Genomic DNA, 23,605 nt, shown 5'->3' with positions numbered 1-23,605 from the left:
CCTAACATTACGTTAAATTCGGACGACTTGTCCAGTGGGGCACAATAATGACTTTTATACATGTATGCAAGGACTTTTTTGCAGCGAACCCGACTCTCCCGATCAGGATGGGATGCTCCGGGTTCGCTAGTGACGGTGCAATCGCCTTTCCAAAATCAGACTGCGCCGCACTCCGGCGTTGATTGCATGGTCATGTGATTATGAAGTTTAGTTACAGTTTGCCATAGGAATGCAATCCGGAAAGGAAGAGGTTGACGCCAAGAAAGCAGAAGGTGACTACCCATAGACTCATAAATGACCACCACGCCATCTGCTTGCCACGCCATCCCTTGCTGGTGCGCGCATGAAGATATCCCGCATAATTCAGCCACACGATCAGCGCCCAGGTTTCCTTGGGATCCCATGACCAAAAACCGCCCCAGGCCTTGGCCGCCCACACTGCACCGAGGATGGTGGCAATCGTGAACAATAAAAAGCCAAGGGCTATCGCCTTGGACATCATGTTGTCCATAATCTCTCCGCTGGGAAGCGCTCGCGCGAGAATCCCGCCACCGCCGCTTCTACGCGAGCGGTCAGCGAGAATGTAGGCGAGACCCACCAGACTGGCGATGGTAAAGTTCGCATAAGACACAAACATCATGGGCACATGCAGTTTCATCCAGAAGCTCTGCAATGCCGGAATGATAGGGGCTATGCGATTCATATGCTGGACAAACGTGAGCCAGAGCAGAAACACTGCGGCCACAGCCACCAACGGCATCACAAAAGCGCCTAGCGCTTTGGACTTGAAGCGGGATTCATAGTAGAGGTAGAAGAGGGAAGTGGCCGCACAAAATACCACCATCACCTCCCAAAGATTGGTCACCGGAACGTGCCCCCAGTCGGGATGCCCGATGTAGGTTTCGCGCCAGCGCACACCAAGGGCGATGAAACCCATGAGCACGCCAACCCAGGTCAGCCCCGTTGCCAGACGCCCCACCTTTTCCGAGAGGGTAAAGAAATTTATCAGGTAGGCCGCCGTGGCCGCCAAAAAAAACCCGACCATCCACATGACGCCGGCGTAACCCTGCAGCACGTAGCGCAAGATGACGTCGTTGGCGGGCGTTTGCCCAATGCTATATAGCCAGACACCCAACAACGCGGCACTCAGCACGGTCAGGAAGGCCACTTGAAAAGCGCGCCAATGGATGCCAACGGCAACAAGCGTGACATACCAGGTGGCCAGGACCACATACTGCCAAAACCAAAACTGACTGTTAAAAACGTCCACCAGTACACCGACGGTAACCGTGAGTCCGGCGAACCATAACAAGTCGAGCCTGCTAAGGCGGTTAATCCAGCGACCTTCTGCTTCAATCTTTGTGAGCGCTACCAACTCATCTGCTCGTGAACTAGCCATCATTGTTCTCCTTCTGGTCATCCTGATTCCTCAGGACGCTTCTGAGACGGGTCACCAATCCATCAAACTCTTTGGTGAACTCATACGGGTTTCGGCTGCTGGTGCCGCCGATGATCACTTCTGTACCCTCTGTCAGTGTGCGCAACACCACCGAAAGGCGGCGCTGCGGTAAATAGAATAGTATAAATATACCAAGAACCAGTACGGCGCAGCCCCAGTAGATCACGATGGTGGCCGGCCATTTCGTTACTTCCAGCCCAGCCGCCCAGCGGTGATCAAATCCGGTCAGGGTGACAATGAAGGGTACCGGGTACGCCTTCAGTTGTAATATGGCGCTGATGGCCGATTGAAAATAGGCGGCCTCGGCATCTGCCGTCATGGAAGGGGCGTCCCTGGCGATTACTTGTCTGAAGGTGTTCAGCACGTAACTCTTGTTATTTTCACTCTTATTTACCATCGCCTGTTTTTGCAGGGCCGATAAATATTTCATGAACAGTCCGATGCTTCCATTGGGCCCGGTTGGAATGAAGAGGTATTGGTAGGGGGTGCCAAATGCCGTTCTTACGCCCTGCACAAAATAAGATTGCCCACCTCTCGATATGGGCTGCATGTAGGTTTTAAATTCAGCACCGGATCCGGATCCGCTTTGCGCGATAGATGTAAAGCTCGGGCCCAGGTTGATGTGTTGCTGGTCCCCCGCCGGTACGGATTCAATGGCGGCGGCGGGCACCACGTTATCCAATGAGAAGTTTTTGAGTTTCAGTTTGTATGTGGTGCCAGAAAGATCCACTGATTGCCCGACGCGGCCTTCTTGATGGATGGCGCCCGCACTGGGATTATTCAGCATGTAGCGCTTCATCTTCAGAAGCGAGCCGCCATCGACAAAACTGGCTTGAAAGATCTGGACACCTTCATAGCTGAGGGGGTGATTAACGCGGACATTCGCTTCTTTCAGCACTTTCCCTTGGTCATTGTAAAGGACGATATTAGAAATAAAGTCCTTGGGCATGCCGGTGGAGTAGTAAGAGACGTGAAATCGCCTCAGCTTGATTCGAAAGGGGAGGGGCTGGACGAGGTAACCGTTCCCCACCAGTTCGTAGGCCACCTGCGTCGACTGCCCTTCCGGAACGGTAACCGTGCCGCGGTATGCTGGATTGCCAACGGGCAGCCATGCATTCTTGGAAACTTTCGACAGCGGAATGTGAAAGTTGTTTTCCGGTTGCGTGGAACCTGTCAGCATGGCCAGTTTCACGGGAATATCCGCGTTATAAAGGGCTGCCGCACAAAACACGATAATCGCCGCATGCGTTAAGATATAGCCAATGCGGCTATAGCGACCCTTGCGGCCAAGAATGACCATACCGCCGTCACCACGGTCGTGCAACTTCGGCCGATAGCCGCGTCCACGCAGAACGGCTACCACCATTTGTGTCGCAGAGTCCATAGGCAACGACGAAATGATTTCCGTTTTATTGGCCATACCCTGCGGGTCATATGCCGATGCCATGGCCGTATCCGGCTCGCGCATTTCCCTGATCATGCGCGGTGTATTTCGGATCAGGCAGGTGCTGGTGGACAAGACGAGAAAACCCACAATAGCCAGATACCAATTCGTCCGGTAAACATTGTATAAACCAAGATCGCGAAAAACATCAAACCAGAACGGGCCAAACTTTAACGCATAGTCCTCGTAGGGTTGTTGCTGATTCAAAATCGTCCCAATAACAGAGGCAATCGCCAATAAAACCAGCAGACTAACAGCCAACCGCATCGAACCAAGAAAGTTTACTACCGAACTGATTCGTGACGGTCCGGCAATTCTGGTAGTAGACTGCTTGGTCAAAGAGTGATCCCCTGATTAATTCGCACACGGCCAGGTGCTAATATGTTATCCGTACCATTGACTATTCTCTAACCGATGAGAGTTACCGAGCACCGCGTAAAACTTACTTCTTCGCCTTTTCCACTGCAACTTTTTCCAACCGAGAAACATTCATCATAATGCTGGTGTTAGGCGTCTCTGGAAGGGTTGGCATGGTCTCTTTGGGAAACTTGCCCGTGAGGCTGTCCAAAAAGGAAACAATATCGCTCACCTGCTTGTTCGTGACCGTCAGACCCAACTGGCACGCTGCCATGACTCGTACTGCAGTCTGCAGAGTCCCCACGGAGCCGTTGTGGAAATAGGGCGCTTCCAGGGCAACATTGCGCCAACTGGGAACCTTGAATACATGCATGTCTGCCGCTTTGTGGGTCACGTCGAAACGACCTGGATCATCCATGAGATGATATTTCTGTACATATTTGGCACAGACCGGATTGTGCGGCTGCACCGGGAATTTCTGGAACCACCCAGTTCCCATGGGCGTACCGGGGTTGTCAAACATCGGTCCGGCGTGGCACGACTCACATCCGAACGACCGGATTGTTTTCATGCCTGCTATGGCGCTGCTGCTAAGCGCCGCCTTATCGCCTTTGACGTAACGATCATACGGACTGCCTGGTGTTACCAGTGTACGTTCATAAGTGGCGATGGCCTGTGCAACGTGCTCGAAGGTGATAGGATTCTTGTCGCCGAATACCTTGGTAAATTCATCGCGATATCCGGGTATCTCTTGCAAGCGCCTGACCAGGTCCGCTGCATTTGGCATTCCCATTTCCACATGGTTGAGGATGGGACCTTTGGCCTGGGCCTCCAGGCTATTCGCACGACCATCCCAGAACTGCACGGTATTGAAGGCGGCATTAAAGACCGATGGCGCATGGCGAGGCGTGTCCACCCGGCCAAGCACCCCGAACGCAAGGGGCAAACCGTCACTGCCGTTGCCCATGACGTTGTGACAGGTTTCACAGGATACATCGCCGGTAAGGGATAGTCGTGGATCAAAAAACAGTTGCTTACCAAGAGCGATTTTTGCGGGTGTCATCGGGTTGTTTGCCGGCACTGGAACCTTCAACGGGAACTCGCCGCCAAACGCGAATGCCACCTCGATGCCGCCCAGACAGATACCTACCGCCAGAACCGCACGAGCAATGACCTGCCTATACTGACGATGACCATATAGCTTTGCACTCTTTCCCATATCCCCTCCCAAATAAACAGAGCCGTCCCTTAGACCAATTATAAAAATAATTCACGACACAAGTCTAGATATGGTCAATGTAACGTGTTCGGGATCTCGGTCATGCTGCGCTGTTCCGCATGGTCTTCACCGCCTGCCTGGAGGCCTCCTGGAGAGCGTAGCTCCGATAGTGTGCACATGGTCATAGTCCCCCTGACTTGTTACCAGAAGCCCTTTTGCGAGCTTTTTCGGTTGCCAATGACTGGTTTTCAGTCGGGTCTGCCACGCCCTACCCTATCCCAAGGTTAAAGCGTTTCCTGCCTGACCGCCCATTGCTCCAGTTCCGCCGCCAGCACCAGATAGCGCTGGGCGTCACGCAGCCCGGCAATGAAACGACGGGGAATTCCCTCCAGACCTACCTGAGCGCCCACAAGCGCACCCGTCAACAGCGCGCGGGACATATTTTGTCCGCCCCCGTTGATGGCGTGCAGTACCGCTGATTCATAATCTTCCCGGAAACGACTGGCCAGGTAGTAAGCCGCAGGCAGTTGGTGGTAAATGGCGCAGGGCATGCCGTAAACCAGGCTCACCTTCCAGGCGGGTTCAATGACGATGTCGGGCGACGTGAACTGACCTGCCTGCATTCCTTCGCCACCCTGCGACGGCGGAGAAATACTGGTCCAACGGGAAAATGCCCTAGCCAGGGATCTGACCACTTTTCGGCTTGGGATACGGCCAAGACGAACCTGCGCAAAAGCACCCTTTCCCATGATGTCTTGTCCTTCGGAGTGGGTTGATATGCGCCATAACTCTAGTTATCATAAGTGCATCCGCCCCTTGGCAGTAAGCACTCCCTTCCATCTTGGGGGTATGCTGATCCCTAGGGGCTTTCTTATGTCTGGTGACCAGATGATACTGCCGTCACTATGGCGGTCCGACGAAAGCCGCCGGCATTACGGACCAGCGTGCGCATGCGCTGAGCCCGCATCTCGGGGTCAGTTGCTGCTTGCAGGTAACTGCACTCACCCAGAGTCGGGCAACGGATCGATTCTCACAGAAAAATCAGGATTTCCGAATCCATCCAACCGAACAGCGCTACCGAGAGATCCAACTCAGAATCGTCTTTCCGAGTAGGGCTGGCGAGTTGTGCGAGGAGAATGACGGTGGCCCGTGGATGCATTGTTTCTCGTCGAGCGATTACTTTCCATGCTTGCCACGACGATTGATGCTCGCCATTCACCCGCCTTGTTCTGATGGTTTACGGACAAGGTAATAGGGGTTTTGCACCGACACATGGATTCCTGATCCACCGATCCGGAAGGGTTTTACTGTGCCACCCGCCTGTGCCAATGGTTTTTATGATGGATTTTTGTGATGCAACTTACTGTTTTAGATGGTGCCCAGGGACGGGATCAAACCGCCGACACGAGGATTTTCAGTTTTGTTATGTTTCAAAGAGTTATATTGTTGCGAATTGGGCGTGTTCGAGTACACCTGTGTCAACTTATTATTTGTATTTGGTTTTTATTGTTTATTGTAGGGCTACCCTGGCGCGACTGGGGTACCGCCAGTGTACCGAACTGTACTGCCGCCAATCACACTCACGGCAACTCGTAAATTCTGAAAATCCCAGCAAGTGTGAAGCGACATGATACGTTGTTTTTGAGGTCATGACGGAGGCGCCATGGCCCAAAGACACCATGTTTGAATTGCTGAGAGGTATTTATGAACCATGTGAAACATGAATCCTGTCCGGGCTGGATCCTGGCAACAACTTTCTCCTGGATATGCACCAGCCTGCTGGTTGCGATTACGGTCATCAGGAGCTTTCCCCAAATGGGCTGGCTCGTCCCGGCGATGGGCGCGGGGATATGGGTCACGTTGATTCTCTTTCTCGCTGGGTGGACGCTGCAGAAAGACGCTCCGGAGGATGAATTCCATCCGATCCTGTACTTTATCGCCACAATGTTCACCGTGGTGGCGGGTGGCATCGTCTTCTTTGCCGCCATCCATCAGGCGCTGGCCCATTGATGGGACCCGGCCTTGGAGTAAATAGTCATTCTGAATTCCCAGAATACCATTACCCTCAAATGATCCTGTCTATGGAGTAATCATCTATGATTTATAGCATGAAAAGCCCACTCGCCTTATACCGCGCCCTCAGTGCGGCCAATGTTCCTGACGACATCGCCAGGGATGCCGCCTATGCTGTGAGCGCCGATCTGAAAGCCATGATCGATCAGTTTGTAACCGAACTGGAAAGCCGCTCTCCACAGACGCACAAGTTCAGCAACCTTTATTCCCCTGAGCCTGGAGAATGAGTACCGCACCACGCAAGGGCAACACATAGGGTGCAAGCTCCCGGAGTTCCACACTGTGATCACAAATCACTAACCGATGCTGTGTTCCTGCCTGATATCATGCACATAGGTCACATTAAACGCCTTACAGGGTCGATGCTGTTGCAGCCGATTAGCGAAGCTGAAGGCATCATTGAGATCGAAGCGCTGAAACACGTCCAGTCCACGACTGAGGACGATTTTCCAGCCGAGGTCGGTGCTGATGTCACGGTCGTGCAGGGTGTTCGTGGTGTCGTAGACCCAGGTGAACTGAATGCCCACCTCGGCGCACGCGTCGGCTATTTTTTGCAGGCTTTCTGTCTGACGATCGCCGTTAAACTCGTCTTCAACCGTTACCACCTGAACAGCCACCTCGTCATCAGGGCTTTTCTGTTTGCTGATGGTCTCCATGAGTTCCATCAGATTGCGTAACTGATGGAAGGCCCGGAGATAGGGATCGGTGACGACAATGCGCTTACTGGTCGCCAGATAGGGACCAAAGAGCGTGTCGAAGCTCACTCCCCGCTGGTTTTCGTGGAAGACGAGGTGCTGCTCTTTCAAAACCGAATCACCGCCGACCACTGCTGCGCTCATGGATGATGCAGGCATCTCCATGGCTGGGGCGGGATGTGCAGCAGGCGCAACGCCTATTACGTCAAAGGGCAACTCCTGCAAGGGAATATCCGCCGCTAACTGACGATGGTACTGACTGGGGTACTCCTCTTCTTCCAGTGTGCGTACCAATACTTCCTGGCCATCGCTGCTCTGGTAGGCGAAGCGGACCTCCGGATAGGTGTGGTCCATACGCAGCAACTGATCTTTGACCCGCTTGCGGCCTTCCATCGCGTAGCGTAATACTTCCTCAATCTCCGCATCACTGGCGTCGTCGTTGGGATAAATAATCTTCATCAGGCCGGAGAAGGTCTTGTTGATGCCATCGCGATCGCGGCTGGAGATCTCGTTGGATAGGCTGAACCGCTTCTTATAGCGGTCGGAAAAATCATCGCCGCGCAGGGCACGCAGAATTTCTCCCAGATAATCGACTACAAAGCCGTAGCCGTCGGAATACATTTCGCCCCGGATCACATCCACTTCCCAACCGGGGATATAACAGTGCATGCGGTCCAGAAATGCGGAGTCATGAAACTTTTCCGGTAGTGGGTCGAAGAGGTCGGAATATTTCAGCATGTACGGTACGGTATGGTCGGTGTTGCCCACGAAGACCATGCTGGCCTCTGCGCCCAGCGTTTCTACGCCGCGCGAGAAGGACTTGTTGGCCATGTAGTTCTTCATGATGTCCACCAGCGCCTTGTCTACTCGCTTCTGTTTGCCGGCGAACTCATCAAAGGCTACGACATCCCAGTAACCCACTAGGCCGAGTTTGCCGGTGCCGTTATGGACGAAGAGCTTGGGCACGGTCACCTCACCACCGGAAATCAGGATGCCGTGCGGCGAAAACTCCGAATAGACATGCGATTTACCCGTCCCTTTCGGCCCCAGTTCGATCAGGTTGTAATTGCGCTCGCAGAAGGGAATCAGGCGGATGAGTTGCAGCAGTTTATTGCGCTTTCCGAACATTTGCGGGTTGAAGCCGAGGCTTTGGATCAGCAGGTCGATCCATTCGTCCGTACTAAACTGCTTGCGCGCTGCCAGGTAGCCATCCAAGTCGAAACGGGAGATCTGAATGGGCTTTAGGGAGGCTAACACCCAGGGCGAGCCCGATTTTTCCTCGGTGTGCTCATACTCCAGGTCAGCAATACACCAGACGCTACTCACCAACAGCTTCTGATGTGCCTTGACGGTACCGGCGTTGATGAGCACTTTTTTGATGCCCAGATTAGCGAATTCCGCTTCGTAAACATCGTCCTTGTCATTGAGCGACACGCTGATACGGTCAATCACCTTGTGTCGGCCTTTCTCCTTGATGGTGGAACGCACCAATCCCGCCTCGTTGCGATGCACATAGTGCTTGCGGAGGATTTCCTTCACGGTCTCGATACCGGTCTGGATAGTGGCCTCGTCATTGGTGGCGCAATACTGGCCGAGCAGGTATTCCAGCACATAGGAGGGCACCGTGGCATTGCCTTTCACGGTCTTCACCAGATCTTTGCGCACCACCAAACCCGCGAAGTGCTGGTTGATTTTGTCGTCGAGGGCGCTCATGGCCAAGCTCCTTGAATCATTGCTCAAAAGTCGAACTCGCTGGAGAGCGAAAGACGAATGGTGTGCCGTGCCGCCTTGTAGGTAGTGAAATGGCTGGTGCCCTCCACCCGCTCTTCCAGCCGCAATTCTACCTCCTGATTGTTGGCGCTGTCGGCCTTACGACTGAGGATGAATCGCACGGGCAGTTCGCGTTCGCGCGGATGTATCGCGCTAAAATCGAATAACAACTCGTGCTGCTCGGAGATCAGCTCGCCCTGGAGCGTAAACAGTCCGGCGCGCAAGCGGCGCGGTTGCAATTTTTCGGTGACGGCGTCGGTCTGGTACAGTACCACGGCGAGTTGGCCGGTAGTGATGGTTTTTGAACCCGCACCGATAATCTCCACTTCGACCCGTCCCACATCGCTCTGCCGCTTTTTATTGATGCGGATGACGGGAATCACCACCTCCTGCAGAGTGGCACCCCCATGCACAAAGCGGCTGCCGGAACCCTGCAAGCGCAGCCGGTGGATGGATTTGGGGAATTGCGCCTCCATTGCCCCGGCCAGGCCTAATTGCGCGGATGTGAAGGTTTTGAAACTGGCATTATCCCGCAAGCCATGACCCAACACAAAGCGCCGGTCGCGGTAGAGCACCCGTTCACCTTCCGGCTCGCTGCTGAGGAAGCCGCTTTCCTCCAGCGGATGGTTTTGATAGAGAAAGCCATGATCGCTGGTGACCAACAGATTGCTGGCATTGGCGTTGGTCAGTTTTTTGACCAGCCGAAGCAGTTCGTCCAGTGTTTCTTCGACCGCCGCGAAGACGCGTTCTTCGGTGTCGCGGGTGTCGCCGGTTTTGTCGATCAGGTTGTGATAGATATAGACCACCTCATGATCGCGCAGCAGGGCGCGGGAGGTGTCCCTATCCATGTTCATCAGGTCTTTGGCCAGCACCACGGCAGATGCGGGCACTGCATTGGCGAGAATCTTGCCCCGGTTGGCTGAGCCTCTGGCGCTTTGACCATTGACCATGGCGTCGCCACTCTCGTTGTCGGCCAACTGCAGGTCCGCGTTGGGCAATAAAGCCGCCATGCCCAACTGGGTGTAGCTGGGTATCATGGATAGAGCCGGTTCCAGTTCCGCCTCGAAGCGATCCTCCTGCCGGATCAGGCTTTGCAACTCCTCGCCGATTTCGTAGCGAAAGGCGTCGGAAATAATCACGCAGACCTTGCCCCTACGCTCCAGAAAAGGCTGCACACAACGGGTAAAAAAATGCCGTTGCAGCAGAATCGAGGCAGCCTCCCAATGCTGGACTGCATCCACGTGTTGCTGCCAGCGATCATTGAGGCGCGTCAGGAAGTTGTTGCTGTAGAGATTGTCTATCAGGGTACTCAGCTCGCCCAACAAGGAGGCTTGGCCGGACTCGCGCAGGTGAAACACGAATTTGCGGTAGCGCTGATCCAGTTGGTACCAGTTTTTTGCATATTTCCGCACCCCATCTGCCAGCGAATCCATTTCCAGCTGGGTCATGTCCAGCAGTTGAATGAATTGTGCCGCATGCTCGACAGCGAGATAAATATCCTTAAAGCGATCAAACCAGTGGCTCTGGCGGCGCTGGCGCACCCACTGCTGCAACTCTTGCGCTGTCGTAGTACGGGCCAGCACCGCCCGCACCAGCTCGCTGAGAATTTTGCGGTCGATCAGCTCAAAGTAATCCAGCGTCATCAGGCGGCGATAGTCCAGTGTCTGCAGCTTGTCTTCGATCTGCAAAACGGCGGCGCACTGTTTGGAGAGCACTTCAAAGCCCTGAGCATGGGAGCGGCTGTCTTTCCAGCGCTTCAGAAAGACCAATGCCTCGGCAGACAGGCTGGCTTTGCAGGTCGGGTCGATACCGGACTGAAAGCAGGTCTTGAACAAATCGATGACAAAATCATGCAGCCCCGGCTGCTCGGACGTATAGCCGTAAGCGCGTTTCATTTGCTCCCAGAGGTAGGCCGTCAGGGTGCTGCGCTCGATCAGCTTGATCCGGGCCTCATCACCTCTGGCAAGATCACCTAACAGGGTTTCCAGTATGGCGTCCAGACGCGGCTCGCTGCCCGCAGCCACGGCCAGCATTTTGCGGCGCAGCAGATTGTGTGAGTCACCCGATTCCAGCATTTTGCGCAGCGCTTCACGGCGCTTGCCCGACTCAAAAAACGCGCTATGCGCTTCCAGCAGCGGGTAAAAGTCCGGACCGAGTTCCAGTTCGGCAAGCCACAGGGCAACCTGGTCGGTGCGGAAACCATGGCCGCTGGCGAGTTGCACGTCCAGCAGCCAGTTCTGCAGGTGCGGTGGCTCGGCGCCTTCGCGGTACAGCAGAAACCGCTGATCCGGCTGCTGGCGCAGAAGGCGGTACTTCACGCCGAATGCGTTGTTGATGAGCTCGATTTTTTCAACGCCCGGCAGTTCCAGCGTCTCGAAATCGGCGCGAAACTCCTGGCGCGTGTCGTACCAGAAGACGATACGCTGCTTGGTAAACAGGCTACTCAGCGCCTGAGTGATTTTGGGGTTAGTCATCAGTGTTGTGCTCTCAATCTTCGCCCTTGGCGTCCAGGCCGACAATTTTCTTAAGCGCGGGGCCGAGTTTGAGATAGTTGACCTTGACGCCGTCGTCCAGGTCCAGCGCTATCTGTGCGGTGGCCAGCGGGTAGAGGGTGTCGCGTTCGTAGTCGTCGAGTTCCAATAGTTGTTTTTTGATGGCGTCGATTTCCTTTTGTGCGCGGGTCTTTTCGCTCTGGTTGGCGGAAGGGCTGATGCCGACCTGTTGCAGGTAGTCGAGACGGGCGGCGAGTTTTTTGCGGAAGTCGCGCAGATATTGCAGTACCACGCTGACAGTATCCGGGCGGTAGCGGTGCAGGTAGATCAGGGCGTTGAACGTGCCTTTGGGGCTGGAGAAGAGCCAGTAGATCGGACGCTTTTTGTAGCGCCTGACGTGGTCGTTGTAGAAGTCCTTGAGGAAATATTTGCGGATATCCTTGCCCAAGGCGGCCTCAATAAAGACCAGGTTTTCCTCGTAGTGGGCTTCGCCAAACGTCACACGCAGGAACTGCCGGAAGCGCTCGGTGATGTCGTCGGTGAACCAATCGCCATCGAGTATGGGGATCACGTTGTCCTGGTTGGGCATAAAGCTGGGCTCGGGCACTTGTTGCAGATACTCAGTCAGCGTGTCGCCCTGATTGGCCAGTATCAGGCCCGGTTTGTCCAGACTGTAGCGGCCGAACATGCAACCTGTGGCGTAGGACAGGAACTCGCGCATGGTGTCGGCCAGTAGCAGCGCTTCCAGTTCTTCTTCAGTTTTGTCGCCGCCGTAGCGGTAGTGGGGGTTGCAGGTGAGGGTGATTTCCTTCAGCGGAACGTCGGGGGTCAGTTCATCCTGTTGGCCGTAGGCTTCGATGAAAATGCAGTTGTTTTCTTCTTCAAGGTGCCGCATTTCCAGCGTCATCTCCTGCCAGTGAGCGCGAAGCTTCTGATAGGTGGCCTTCAGATCTACCTGACGATACTTGTCTTGCAGCAGAGGCTGTCCGGCGAAATCCCAAGACGTTTCGTAGAAGTCCCAATCCTTACTGGATAAATCTATTGCTCTCCTTACAATTTCGTCTTTACAATTTTCTGATCTCTGTTCAAGCTTAAAGAGAGGCAATTCCCCAACCACTCCAGTGGTGATATTTAACGTGCCGCCTCTTATGGTTAGTGCCTTTGTAGTTACAGTTGAATTGAGCTGACCAATAAGCCCAAGAACCCCATCGCCAAAAAGTGTTGGCGCGGCATCATTGAAACCAAAACCGGAAGGTCTCCATCTAAAACTTGGTAAACCTGATCCAATCTTTCCCCAAGTGATCCCTTCCTCAAAAAGGTATTGAGTGTTCTGTGGTCTAGATCGTTGGGAGCCATCATCGTTTCGATAGTGTTTTATCCGATAACCATCATCTTCCCAGTCCATAACATATGTCATACCCATGAACCATTTTCTGAAATCACCAGCTTTATCTGTGAGAATCCATCTTCTATCAGGCGAAACATGTGATCTTGACACCTCCCAAGCCATTCGCATAAAAACTTCATCATTGCGCGTTCCAATCCCTTCTTTGGCATCGAATTGAGTTTGAATGAGAGGTTCGTCATATAAAGAGAGGAAAATTCTACTTACCCAATACACAATCGGGCCGCCAGGAATCTTCTTGAAGTCCGCCGCCGAAGCTCTGAAGAAATATTTCTCCATGCCTGTGTCAGCAAGGGACGCTTGTTTGGCCTCATCACTCATCATTGCTACTCTCTGACTTGTTAGAGATGCCTGGCGCGGACACTTGCTGCCAATCATCAGCAATCGCCTTCCAATCCACTTCACGCTCGGTGCCTGACCAAACCGCCCAAAAATCCGGATCGTCCGATTTCGGTCGCTGGCCATCGGGCAAAGCGTTCATTTGCACCAGCACGGGCAACTCGGAAGCCCAACCCAACAGAATGGCGTGACGGGATGGCAGTGATGGCAGGTCGCGCAGCAGACCGCGCAGGTTGTCTGGCACTAGCTTATGCACCAACTCCTGGTCACGGTCATTGCTGATGCGATGCAGCAGGAAGCTGTTGCACTGGGAGAGCACTGTGGGTGACAACTCGCTGGGGCGCTGTGAGGACAGCACCAGCCCCAAGCCAAACTTGCGGCCCTCACGAGCGATTTTCTCAAAGACCTGGCAGCAAATGGCGGCGGAGTTTTGGTTTTCCGCGTCGTCCTTGTAGCGCTTGATGAAGGTGTGCGCCTCTTCCATGACCAGCACGGTGGGCAAGGTCTTGCCGTGGTGCAGCTTGCGGTAACGCTGCAGGGCCTCCAGCGTCATGCGGGCAACCACTGCCGTAATGATGTGCACCACTTCAGTAGGCACCAGTGAGAGGTCGATGACGGTGACGGAGCCGTTAGAGGCTTTGTTGTCCCCAATATGATTCTCAAGCCAGTCAGCTAAAGATGACTCTGCAGTGCCAGTAACGATTCGCTTGACCCTAGCATCCGACAGCATGGTTCGGATACGCATGATCAGGAAATCGAAAAATTGTGCGTTTGTTTCTTGGCTTGCCAATGCCTCCAGATGATCAGCGAACTGGGCGCCGTCAAATTTTAAAGGCGCATCCTCGTTAGGCCCCTCTTGATAAACTGCACCTCCAATGGAGGAAAGGAATCTCTGAAAATGGGCAGTGACAATCTCTACCGCAGTCGCGGGAAAATCATTGTATCCATTCTGGCCATTCTGTTTGCGGAATGTTTGTTGCGGGCGGTTTAGTAGAGACCGCACTTGAGAGGCAAGAAATTCCAACCCCTCACTATGGTCAGTAAACCCTCGTGCAAACGCTTCAAGATCCTCAATAAATGCTGGAAGCTTGGGCCCAAACTTCCAGCCTTCGTAAGTTTCACCGTTACGGACTTGCGCCTTCAGGGTAATAAGGATGGAGCTAATCTTCCGCCGCAGGACAAACACGGTATCTTCGGCGACATCGGAGCTGCTGCGCATTTCCCGGAGTGCCCTGCGCAGCAGCGGGCGTTGCGCACGCTCGCTTGCCTGGGTGAACGCACTCCACTCCGCGCTGTTCCAGAACCACAGGGGTACTTCCAGTTGTTCCACGCCTTTGCTGGGTTCGACGGCATACACGCGCACCTTGCTCATGTCGCGGAAGGTGTTGGCGTACTCACCGTTGGGGTCAAGCACGATGAATCGGGCATTGGGGTCTGCCCCGGCGCGGGCTCTGCGGGCCTCGTCCATGGACCAGCGGATCAGCCCCGCGACTGAGCAGGATTTGCCGCTGCCGGTGTTGCCCAGCACGGCCAGATGGCGTCCGAATAGCCGGTCCGGATCGACCATCACCTTGGCGTTGGCAGCCAGTGGGCTGTTGCCGATCAGCACGCGGCGGTTCTCGCCTGACTCGACGATGGCACGCAGCTGGTTTTGCGTGGGCAGCATCACCGCATCACCGACGGTGGGGTAGCTCTCAACACCGCGCCGGAAACAGTAGGTATCCCCGCTTTCCTCATTCCTACCTTCATACGCCAGCACGCCCAGCGGGTTCAGGCTCATCTTGCGCAGCGGATAGGGTAAGTCTACCAGGCCGAAATCCTGCATGCCTTTACGCTTGGGGTATTGGGAGCGTTCGATAGTGATCCACTCTACTTGGGCTACGAGGTGGCCTTCCTCCGTGGGTACCAGAATATAGCCATTGATGCGTGGGAATGGACGCGGCGTGCCAGTATTGAGGGCGACTGAATCGGGGACTTCGATATCCAGCAGTACCCGGATTTCATCCGGTGAAACAAAGTCTATGCTGCCGATGCGCAAAGAGTCGGCATAGGCTAATGGTGAAAGGCTCACGATGAACCCTCCGCGATATGCGTGTCACCTGTTGCGGGCGACTGCGCTGTTGGTGGTTGCTCAGTGCCGTACCGCTGCTTGAGCAGTTCGCTCATGCGGAAGGTGGTTTTATCGATGGCCGCCTTGGGCAGGAAGGTTTCGGTTAGTGTTTGTAAATCCGCCAGTGCTGGCCCGATCATCAGGCTGATCTGCGAAGGGCGTCCAAGCTCCTCGTAGGTTTTCATGATGCGACCCAGTTGATCGCTGCGGGAGATCACCACCAGATGGGTGGAGGGGATGGTGAGCATGTCGCGGATCACCCGGTTGATGTGTTCGTCGCCAAAACTGTAGCCGTAGGTGATCAGTGTACTGTTGGGGCGACAGACGGCGGCGGCTAGGTCACGGAACAGTTCGACGTAGGGATATTCCGCCGTTTCTCTGTCTTTGGCGGCGTTGGGGTAGATCATTAGGGCATGGGCATTAATACCGCGCAATGCTGGAGCCTCCAAGTAAGGCTCTACCGTGTCTGCACCAAAGGGCAATCCGATTCGGCGGATGTCTTCGTCAGATTGTACCCAATCCACAGAACCATGAAGTTTGGTAAAGCGTGCCACCCCTTCGAGATAGCGGGGTTCGCCGCGAATTCCCGGCGGGTTATAGTGCATGTCCAGATCCAGCCTGGATGAGCGGAAGATTGGCATCAGGTTGCCGAGAAAACGATCCAGTAGGTGAAGTCCCGCCAGTTCAGCCCCAGCCTCGATTAGCCTGTCATAGTTGGTGGTGAAAATATTCAGCCGATCACGTACCCCGGTTCGACTGGCGAAACTCATCAGGAAGGTGACAAGGGTGTTGAACGCTTGTTCGCGCTTTGTTTTATCTGCCTTGGCGATACCGGCTTCGCTTTCGAGGATGGACTGAGAGAAATCCAAAAGTGACTTCAACAGATCCTCTCTAAGTGCTTTCGCATGCTTGTCGGCACCAAAGATCTCCAATCCCCGCAACAGTTCATTAGCAACACGAATCTGATCTTCGATATTGCTTTCATCTCGCCCCGCTTCTTTCGCTGAGGCCGTAGCCGCAGCAAGAATCCTGCTCCTGAATCGGCCTTCGGAAACATCTCCCGACATACCTGCGGCGGGGCCCCCCGTCGCGATTTGATGTACTGCATGTGTCAGTCCCGATCCCGCCAAAAACGAGAGGTGCTCTGACTGGAACAAAGAGGTAAGCCATGGCTCGACGCGGCTGCGAAGTTCCTTTAAGCCGAATTCCCGATCTGTTGTAGTCACCCATGACGCTTTCACGTCTTTACAGAGTTTGAATTTGGCGCCTTCGTCGACGGGCTCGAAGTAGACGGGACGATAGTCGTCCCGGACCTTCAGGATATTGATCTTTTGTGGAGGACGTTTGTCGCTTTCCTGCTCAGCAGGCCGGGTTAGCTTGGGTTGCTGTTCATTTGCGGTCATCTGCGTCTCCTGTTTTGGTCTGATGACAATGACGGCGCACTTATTGGTTGGCCTGGTTTAATAAATCTCGGCCTTGATCGGTCAGGCGGTATTTCTGCAGTCGGCTTTGGGGTTTGTCGGGGATGGTCATGGCCAGCAGGCTCTGCTCCAGGAGCGGGGCGATATGCCGTTTATAGTTCAGGTATACATTAGCAAGGCCCGCGACCTCTAAAAGCTCCTGTTTACTGCGCTCCCGTACCCGGCAGGCCTGCAACATGGATAGGACTTGCTCACTGACTTGCTCACTGACTTGCTCACCGGTGGGCTGTGTTTCTTTGCGCAGGCTGATGGGCTCCAGTAACGGCACGATAAACCGCACCCGCATGCCAATCTCCTTAATCTGCGGTTCTGGCAGGCCCAACTCCTGAGCTTCGGTAAAGATACGGCGCACGCCGGTGCCCCATTGTTCGATGAGGTGCAGCTCACGAAATACGCGGGCAATCACGGTGTTGCGGATTTTGGATGCGCCCTGTTTCATGTCTTCGATGGTCATGCCGGGTAACAGCAGGCCGGGGTTTTCGATTTCTATGCGGTCATCCAGAAATACTACGCGCACAGGGGCTCCGCGTTGGGAGTAATCGGCGTGGACGAGGGCATTGATGACCACCTCGCGCAGAATGGAAAGGGGGATGCTCCAGACATCTTTGCGCCGAACCTCTGAGAGGTCAGCGCCACGCATGGCGTGTTTTTTCAGGAAGAGCATTACCTCGTCCACGGCCTTGGGCAGGGGCTGGTCCAGTTCTATATGGTCGAAAATGTCGAGCTTTTCAGTGCCGAAAAAACGCCCGCATTGAATCCAGGCATCTGGAAAATGCCGGAGCCGTTCTTTGCCAAATAACAGCACCGCGCCTTTGGTGGGCACGAGCTTGCCCTGATGCGAGCTGAGGAGTTTGAGGGTCAGCAGGGTTTTTTCATCCAACGTGCGCGATGCGCCAAAGAGTTGCTGCGCTGCTGCGATATCCAAATCGTCCACAGAGAGATCAGGCATGGGCATTTCATCAAAGCCGGTACCTTCGACGCTGCGGCGCAGTTCGGCAACCAGCTCCCAATCCGCCTGACGGTTGGTGGAACCGAGGCGGACGAATACGCCGTTATCCGGCCCTTCTGCTTTGAGCCAGTGTGGCCGCTGGCCACTGGGGTACACTTCGACCACCAACAACGTTTTCCCCTCAATGGTCAGCAGTTCGATATTGGGCACCAGACGGGGAGCGATGGCGTCCGCAATCAGGTTACAGAGGCGTTCTTCCTCATCCAGCGGCTGCTCGATGCCCACGATCTGCCGGTCATCGGTAACGCCCAGCACGAGAAAACCACCCGCGGAGTTGGCGAAGGCGACTAAGGTTTTGAGCAGGGGTTTGGGGGAGGAGAGGTCCCGTTTGAACTCAAGGGTTTTGCCTTCTGGTTGCTGGAGAAGTTGTGGGGTGAAGGGATTCATTATTTCCCTATCTTTCTGGCGGCTTGAATGATTTCGAGTGCTTTTGGCCCTTGGATATCAGCCCCCCTAAAGTCTGATAACCGCACATATCCGCCCTTGAAATTTGGTTTGTAAGCATTTTCCAGCGTGAACGTACAAATAGGAACAGTAGCACCGTCAAAACCAGAATATTCAAGTTGCACAAGCGAGGTGATGGTTTTCTGGTTGATCAGGAAGCTGCGCAATTTTTCGTAGGATGAAATAAACATCCAAACGAATGGAGTCATAAACCCAAGTTGGCCATAGGGAAGAACAAGTTCAGTGTTGCGCACAATAAAAGCTGAGAAAAGATCGGATTTTACATCTGGGTAGTTATCCTTCAGCCACGCCCCCAACCGCGCGTTCATGCCCTTGCCCCCCATGTACGGCGGGTTGGCAATCACCACATGATATTTGGGGCTAAGGGTGGCGGCTTGATGCAGCGCCTTCAGCACCTTGTTATGGGTCTCGTTGAGGAACAGCTCGCCACTGAAGTCTTGCGCTTCCAGCAGCGCCAGCACCGTCCCGGCGTTAGCCAGCTTGGGTTGGATCAGCGAACCAAAGTTATCGGCCTCTGCAAACTGCCTCAAGGTGCTGCGCAGATCCGGGGTAAACCGTTCGCGTCCTATTGCAGCACGGTATTCGTCCAGTTCTTCATCGCTGAACGTGATTTTCTCCAGCACGCAGATATGGGGTTTGATGGCCTTGTTGAAGAAGCGGCGCTGCCTGGCGCGCGCCTTCATGGTGAGGGCAAAAGCAGCCAGTTCGCCAGCGCGTTCGTCAATCTCGATACCGTAGAGGTTGTGGGTGAGAATCTTCTCGGGAATCTCGCTGGGATCGGTGCCGACTTCTTCGTAGATCCCATAGAGCAGGTCAAAGGCGTAGGTGAGCATGTGGCCGGAGCCGCAGGCGGGGTCGCAGACCTTGATGTCCTCGGGTTTATTAACCTTCAGAAAGTCGGTTTCACGCGCTTCTGGCTTGATGTAGTACGCCATTTGCCCGATGAGCGGTGAGTCGGGATGGTTGAGCATCCACAGGCGCCCCAGAGAATTGTCCACCAGATAGCGCACGATCCAGTGCGGGGTGAATAACTGTGTGGCGGCGGGAATGTTCTCGGGAGTGATCTTCTGGTTTTTCTTCAGGCCTTCAAAGACCTGATCTTTTTTCTCTGAGATGTAGAACTGATAGAGCCAGCCGATCACCTCCACATCCTGGCAGTCGTCCGTCGTCATGGCGTTGCGGGTGGCGGCCAGGATGGCGTTGGCCGAGAGCAGGTCGTCGGGCATCAGCAGTTCGGTGTAATCGGCAATGCGCTCGAAAAGATAAGGCATGGCCCGGTGAAAACTGTTGCATTCGGCGACCAGCAAAAGGCGGTAAGCTTCCTGATCCGGGTCCCGGCTGGGGGCGCCGTGATGGAGCAGGGCGGCAATCTGCTGACGCGTCTTCTCCGGGATGCGCTCTGCGTCGAGATGGCCCATTTTGGCCTCGGCGAGGATTTCCGGCTGAATCTGATCTTCCTGGGCGGGCGATACCACCCGGCTGCGGGTGTAGCCATTCACATCCATAAAGCGCAGGGCGCAGAAACGGTTGAACCAGACGTAGGCCACCTTGTCGATGACTTGCGCGCGGCTGCTTCGCTGAATCTGCTTTTCCAGCTCGGTCACGGCGTCGGGAGTTTCCCGACGCGCGGCGCTGCCCGCCTCCAGCACCAGGCCCAGACGGGCACCCACCTGCTCCAGCAGCAGGCGTCGGGCTTGTTGAGCGAATTTCTTGAGCTTGGCGGTTTCCATGACGTGGGTTCTCTCAGATTTGCACGCGGTTGCCGGCCTGAATTTCCTTCAGCCAGGCTGCACGCTGCTTTTGCAGATAATCGTCCAGTTCTGCCTCGTTGGCCAGCCAGGGCCTGGGATAACTGACGCGGATACTGCGGGCTGGAACGATGCGCGGCTCGGCGACCCAGGAAGGTGATGCCGCGGGTTCTGGCGCGTTGCCGGTAGCTGGCTGGGTGGACTCATAGGTGGGTATCGGGGTTACCGGGTGTGCCAACTGCTCCAGCTTCAGCAACAATTGCGGGTACTGATCGTCTTCAAAGCGGCGCAGATAGTCGCGGATCATGGCGATGCGTTTCTGCCCCTGCAGGCTTTGGCGCGCCTCTATAAAGGCCTTGGAAAACGGGGCTTTTTGTGCGTCGTCAAGGTGGCTGTATCCCGCGTAATTTTGCAGCCGTTGCTGTAGCTCATCCAGATTATGGTTGGCGGTATTTTTTTCCTGGGCCAACTGGGTGGCGATGGCGTGTTGCAGGGCCTCCAGTTGCGGCTTGGTTTGTTGCAGGCGGCTGCCCTGCCACGGTTTGCTGTCGGCAAGAAGGACCCTGAGCGCATCCACTTCGGCGGCGGCTACATAGGCGAAGTTGTCTTCTTCCTCTTCCAGCAACTGGCGGGCCTGATCGTAGATCGCCTTCTGGGGACTGTTCATGAAGCGACGGAGGGCGTCGATGATCTGTTCTTTGGTGTCGAGTAAGGTGTCGTCGGCGCGGGAGAGGTCGGTCAGGAACCAAGGGATCTGCTTGCCGGAAATTTCCCTGAGCGTGGCAAGCACGCCGTCGAGGACACTCAGGAAGGGATACTGCGTCTTCTGCCTGTGCAGGTCAGCAAGCTCCATTTCCAGATCTTTGAGGGCACTGATGGTTTCCTGGGCCAATGCGCGGGCTTCGTTGCTGCCCGCCGGGCGGTCAAAGAAGTCGGCGAAGAAGTCCTTGAGGGTCCGTACCTGGGAGGCGCTGAACTCGATCTGCGGCTCCAGTACCAGGGTGGCGTGGGCGCTGGTGTTGCGCAGACTGCGCTCCAGAGCGTCGCCTTCCAGTGTATTACTGTCCTGACGCACTTCCACTTTGCCGCGTGCATAAAGGAGTGCGAGATTGCAGAGAATGGCGGCGTAATACCAACCGTAGTTTTTGTGCTCGAAGCGTTCCAGCAGGCTTTTGACGGTGGTGCGCACGCCACTGCGGCTGTTGTTCTGGATAAAGGCCAGCAGCTCCTGCTCTGGCTCGGTCAGGCTGGTGGCTTCGTTGCCCAGCAGGCTGTCCTGAGCCTTACGCAGGTATTCGCCGATGTCGCTTTCGCTATAGCTGATATCGCGCAACATGCGCAGGTTGGGGTAAGTGTGCTCGATGAGCTGGAAGAAACCCTTAACGATGCGGGTCTGGCCATCGCCCTTGTCCAGATCGACGTCCCCGGCGTTGATGATCAATTGGGCCTGCCCCAGCAACTGTTTGGCGCGTTCTTGCAGTTCGCCCATGCGCTCGGTGTTCTGAAAGCCTTTGGCGTCGAGAATCCGCTTGACCGCTTCCTGCTGAGTGTTGCTGTTTTGGCGGATGTATTTCTCGGTGCGCTTGTACATGGTGAGGTCCTGCATGAAGCGCGCATCGGCGGGGAGTACGACCCGCAGTTCGTCGCGGCCCATGCTCTGCATGCGCTGTAACATGAGATTGTCGAAGTTGTCGCTGAGTGGCGTAATGAGATGAATGGCGAGTTCGGATTCACGGCTGAAGGCGCGGTCATCCATTTTGCGGGTGTAGGGATAATCCTGACCATTGTCATAGCGAATCTTGCGCTGCTTGATAACGCCGTCGAAAATCAGTTTTTCCAGCTCCTCCATGACGGCGGTAGACTCGACATCGGTGTTTTTGATTTCTTCTTCGATGTCCTTTTCTTCGTCGGTCAGATACTCGTAGAGGTCGCCGTTGCGCTGAATGTAGGTCTGTTGCTCCAGCAAATGGAGTGCGGTCTCCAGTTTTTGGCGTTGGGTGGCGGCGTCATCGCCAAAGTGCTCCAGCATCAGGATGCTGAGGTTGCGGGGCGTAGCCTTGAATTCCTTGATATATTTGACGAGAAAGAGGGCCTTGAGCACGCGCACGGCATAGGGGTCGCCGAGGTGGCGTTCGGCATTGTTGATGGCACTCTGGATGGCGCTCTTGAGGGCACCCCGGATGCCCTCAAACATGCGGTCGAAGGTAGCGAGCTGGCCAACTGGCTCATTGTCGATGGCTATGGCCACTTCGCGGAATACGCCCAGCATGGAACGCTCACCCACGGAATTGGCCTTGCCCTCAAAACCGTTATGCAAAGAAAGGCCACGAATGGCCGACTGGAACAGCGGAAACTGGTAGGGAACGAAGGGATAGCAGTAGGTGAAATGCTCCAGGTCACGGAAGTTCTGGTAGTGCTGGCCGCCGTCGGCAAAGTCAAAGAGCGTCTTGAAGTTGTTGACTTGCTGGTCGTAGACCGTTTTCAGCAGTTCGGCACCGCAGTCATTTTTGGTGAGCAGGCGTTTCTGGATCACCTCGGCGACGTCGGCGCTGGTGAGTTTGAGGCGGTTGGCAAAGCGCGCCTGAATTTTGGTGAAGTCGTTACCCTGCTGCTTGCTCATGTCGCCGATCACCGAGCTCATGTCTTCCTGGGCGGTGACGATGATCCAGGCCCGTCCCTGACATTTGGTGGCGAGGCTCTCGGCCACCGTCTGCAGGTTAGTCATGAGCTTGGTATTATCGGCGATGTACTGTCCGGCTTCGTCCACAAAGAAATTCAGGCGGAAATGGGCAGGTTGCTGATCCAGCCAGTCCTTGACCTGCTTGCTGAAGTCTTCGATGGAAACGCTGTACTGGGCGTGATACCGGTCGAGAATGTTCTTGGCCAGCGTGGAGTCTTCTCCGGTGATTTCGGCGTAGGCCCTGGCGATATTGCCGGATTCCAGCACGGCTTGTTCCCGCCCACGCTCCCAGGGCTTTTTTGCGATGTGCTGATAGGCTTCTTTAAAAGGCTGGAACAGTTTGCGGCTGTCGAGATCCCGCTCGAACTGGGCGATGTAGCCCTGTTTGCCGTAATAGCCGCACATTTCATTGAAGACTTTGACGAAGACCGAGAGCAAGGCGTCGGTCTGCGTCTTGCTGATGATGTCGGCCTTCTGATCGATATTGAAGAGAATACTCTTGGAGGGTATCGCCACGGCTTTTTTCAGTTCTGCACGCAGCAGTTCGTCATTTTCCCGGATCTTGGGCAGGAAAATGTCGAGAGCGCTACTGCCATCAATCTGACGATTTTCCAGCATCAGCGCGAGCATTTTCAGCAGGTGGGACTTACCGGAACCGAAGAAGCCGGACACCCAGACGCCGTTGGCCCCGTGGTAGTCGGTGTAGGCGTCCAGAAAGTGCTCCAAACGCTTGGCTACCTCATCGGTGAGGACGTATTCGCTCAGTTCGTTATAGAGACTGGATTCATCGTCGGCTTTTATGACGCCTTCAATGGGGCGACTGACCGGACTTTTGAAAATTCCGTTGAGTTTCATCTTG

General features: G+C 55.0%; 15 protein-coding genes. 2 read left to right on the top strand and 13 right to left on the bottom strand.

Going from position 1 to position 23,605, the window contains the following annotated elements:
* Positions 1-211: 211 nt before the first annotated feature.
* The 5 genes from ccsB to PJU76_RS00645 all read right to left on the bottom strand — a co-directional run bounded on the left by ccsB (position 212) and on the right by PJU76_RS00645 (position 5,638).
* Positions 212-1,399, bottom strand: coding sequence for a c-type cytochrome biogenesis protein CcsB (ccsB, locus tag PJU76_RS00665; RefSeq protein WP_271779008.1), 1,188 nt, complete (start codon positions 1,397-1,399; stop codon positions 212-214).
* Complete coding sequence (locus PJU76_RS00660) at positions 1,392-3,242, bottom strand: cytochrome c biogenesis protein ResB (protein WP_271780049.1); 1,851 nt, start codon at positions 3,240-3,242, stop codon at positions 1,392-1,394. Before PJU76_RS00660 ends, ccsB begins: the two co-directional genes overlap by 8 nt.
* A 103-nt stretch (positions 3,243-3,345) precedes the next feature.
* Positions 3,346-4,479: a cytochrome-c peroxidase gene (locus PJU76_RS00655; RefSeq protein ID WP_271780048.1), complete on the bottom strand. Its 1,134-nt coding sequence runs from the start codon at positions 4,477-4,479 to the stop codon at positions 3,346-3,348.
* A 284-nt stretch (positions 4,480-4,763) separates the two neighbouring features.
* Positions 4,764-5,102 carry an ADP-ribosylglycohydrolase family protein gene (locus PJU76_RS00650; protein ID WP_271780047.1) on the bottom strand — a complete coding sequence of 113 codons (339 nt, stop codon included), beginning with the start codon at positions 5,100-5,102 and terminating at the stop codon, positions 4,764-4,766.
* Positions 5,103-5,509: 407 nt separating this feature from the next.
* Positions 5,510-5,638: a hypothetical protein gene (locus tag PJU76_RS00645; protein WP_271780046.1), complete on the bottom strand. Its 129-nt coding sequence runs from the start codon at positions 5,636-5,638 to the stop codon at positions 5,510-5,512.
* Between the two features lie 545 nt (positions 5,639-6,183).
* On the opposite strand from PJU76_RS00645, the gene PJU76_RS00640 reads away from it, so the two are divergent.
* Together PJU76_RS00640 and PJU76_RS00635 are read left to right on the top strand one after the other, a co-directional pair.
* Positions 6,184-6,489, top strand: a complete 306-nt coding sequence (locus PJU76_RS00640; protein WP_271780045.1) for a hypothetical protein — start codon at positions 6,184-6,186, stop codon at positions 6,487-6,489.
* Positions 6,490-6,575: 86 nt separating this feature from the next.
* The gene (locus PJU76_RS00635) at positions 6,576-6,779 is read left to right on the top strand and encodes a hypothetical protein (RefSeq protein WP_271780044.1); all 204 of its coding nucleotides are present in this window, start codon (positions 6,576-6,578) and stop codon (positions 6,777-6,779) included.
* A gap of 69 nt (positions 6,780-6,848) precedes the next feature.
* Here the strand turns inward: PJU76_RS00635 and brxL are convergent, their stop codons facing one another.
* Genes brxL through brxC form a run of 8 tightly spaced genes read right to left on the bottom strand, consistent with a single transcriptional unit; the run spans position 6,849 to position 23,601 of the window.
* Entirely contained in the window at positions 6,849-8,960 is a 2,112-nt protein-coding gene (brxL, locus tag PJU76_RS00630; protein WP_271780043.1) for a BREX system Lon protease-like protein BrxL, read from the bottom strand.
* A 23-nt stretch (positions 8,961-8,983) separates the two neighbouring features.
* Positions 8,984-11,491, bottom strand: coding sequence for a BREX-1 system phosphatase PglZ type A (pglZ, locus tag PJU76_RS00625; protein ID WP_271780042.1), 2,508 nt, complete (start codon positions 11,489-11,491; stop codon positions 8,984-8,986).
* Positions 11,492-11,504: 13 nt separating this feature from the next.
* A complete protein-coding gene (gene pglX, locus PJU76_RS00620) occupies positions 11,505-13,238 on the bottom strand; it encodes a BREX-1 system adenine-specific DNA-methyltransferase PglX (RefSeq protein ID WP_271780041.1) in 1,734 nt (577 codons plus the stop codon).
* Positions 13,228-15,324, bottom strand: coding sequence for an ATP-binding protein (locus PJU76_RS00615; protein ID WP_271780040.1), 2,097 nt, complete (start codon positions 15,322-15,324; stop codon positions 13,228-13,230). The genes pglX (PJU76_RS00620) and PJU76_RS00615 overlap by 11 nt, the downstream gene beginning before the upstream one ends.
* Entirely contained in the window at positions 15,321-16,766 is a 1,446-nt protein-coding gene (locus tag PJU76_RS00610; RefSeq protein ID WP_271780039.1) for an SIR2 family protein, read from the bottom strand. The genes PJU76_RS00615 and PJU76_RS00610 overlap by 4 nt, the downstream gene beginning before the upstream one ends.
* A 40-nt stretch (positions 16,767-16,806) precedes the next feature.
* A complete protein-coding gene (locus PJU76_RS00605) occupies positions 16,807-18,240 on the bottom strand; it encodes an AlbA family DNA-binding domain-containing protein (protein WP_271780038.1) in 1,434 nt (477 codons plus the stop codon).
* Entirely contained in the window at positions 18,240-20,048 is a 1,809-nt protein-coding gene (gene pglX, locus PJU76_RS00600) for a BREX-1 system adenine-specific DNA-methyltransferase PglX (protein ID WP_271780037.1), read from the bottom strand. Before pglX (PJU76_RS00600) ends, PJU76_RS00605 begins: the two co-directional genes overlap by 1 nt.
* Before the next feature lie 13 nt (positions 20,049-20,061).
* Positions 20,062-23,601 carry a BREX system P-loop protein BrxC gene (gene brxC, locus PJU76_RS00595; protein WP_271780036.1) on the bottom strand — a complete coding sequence of 1,180 codons (3,540 nt, stop codon included), beginning with the start codon at positions 23,599-23,601 and terminating at the stop codon, positions 20,062-20,064.
* Positions 23,602-23,605: the final 4 nt, after the last annotated feature.

The organism is Acidithiobacillus ferriphilus, from assembly GCF_028215975.1.
Lineage (GTDB): Bacteria > Pseudomonadota > Gammaproteobacteria > Acidithiobacillales > Acidithiobacillaceae > Acidithiobacillus > Acidithiobacillus ferriphilus.
This window is presented reverse-complemented; position numbering and strand designations above follow the sequence as displayed.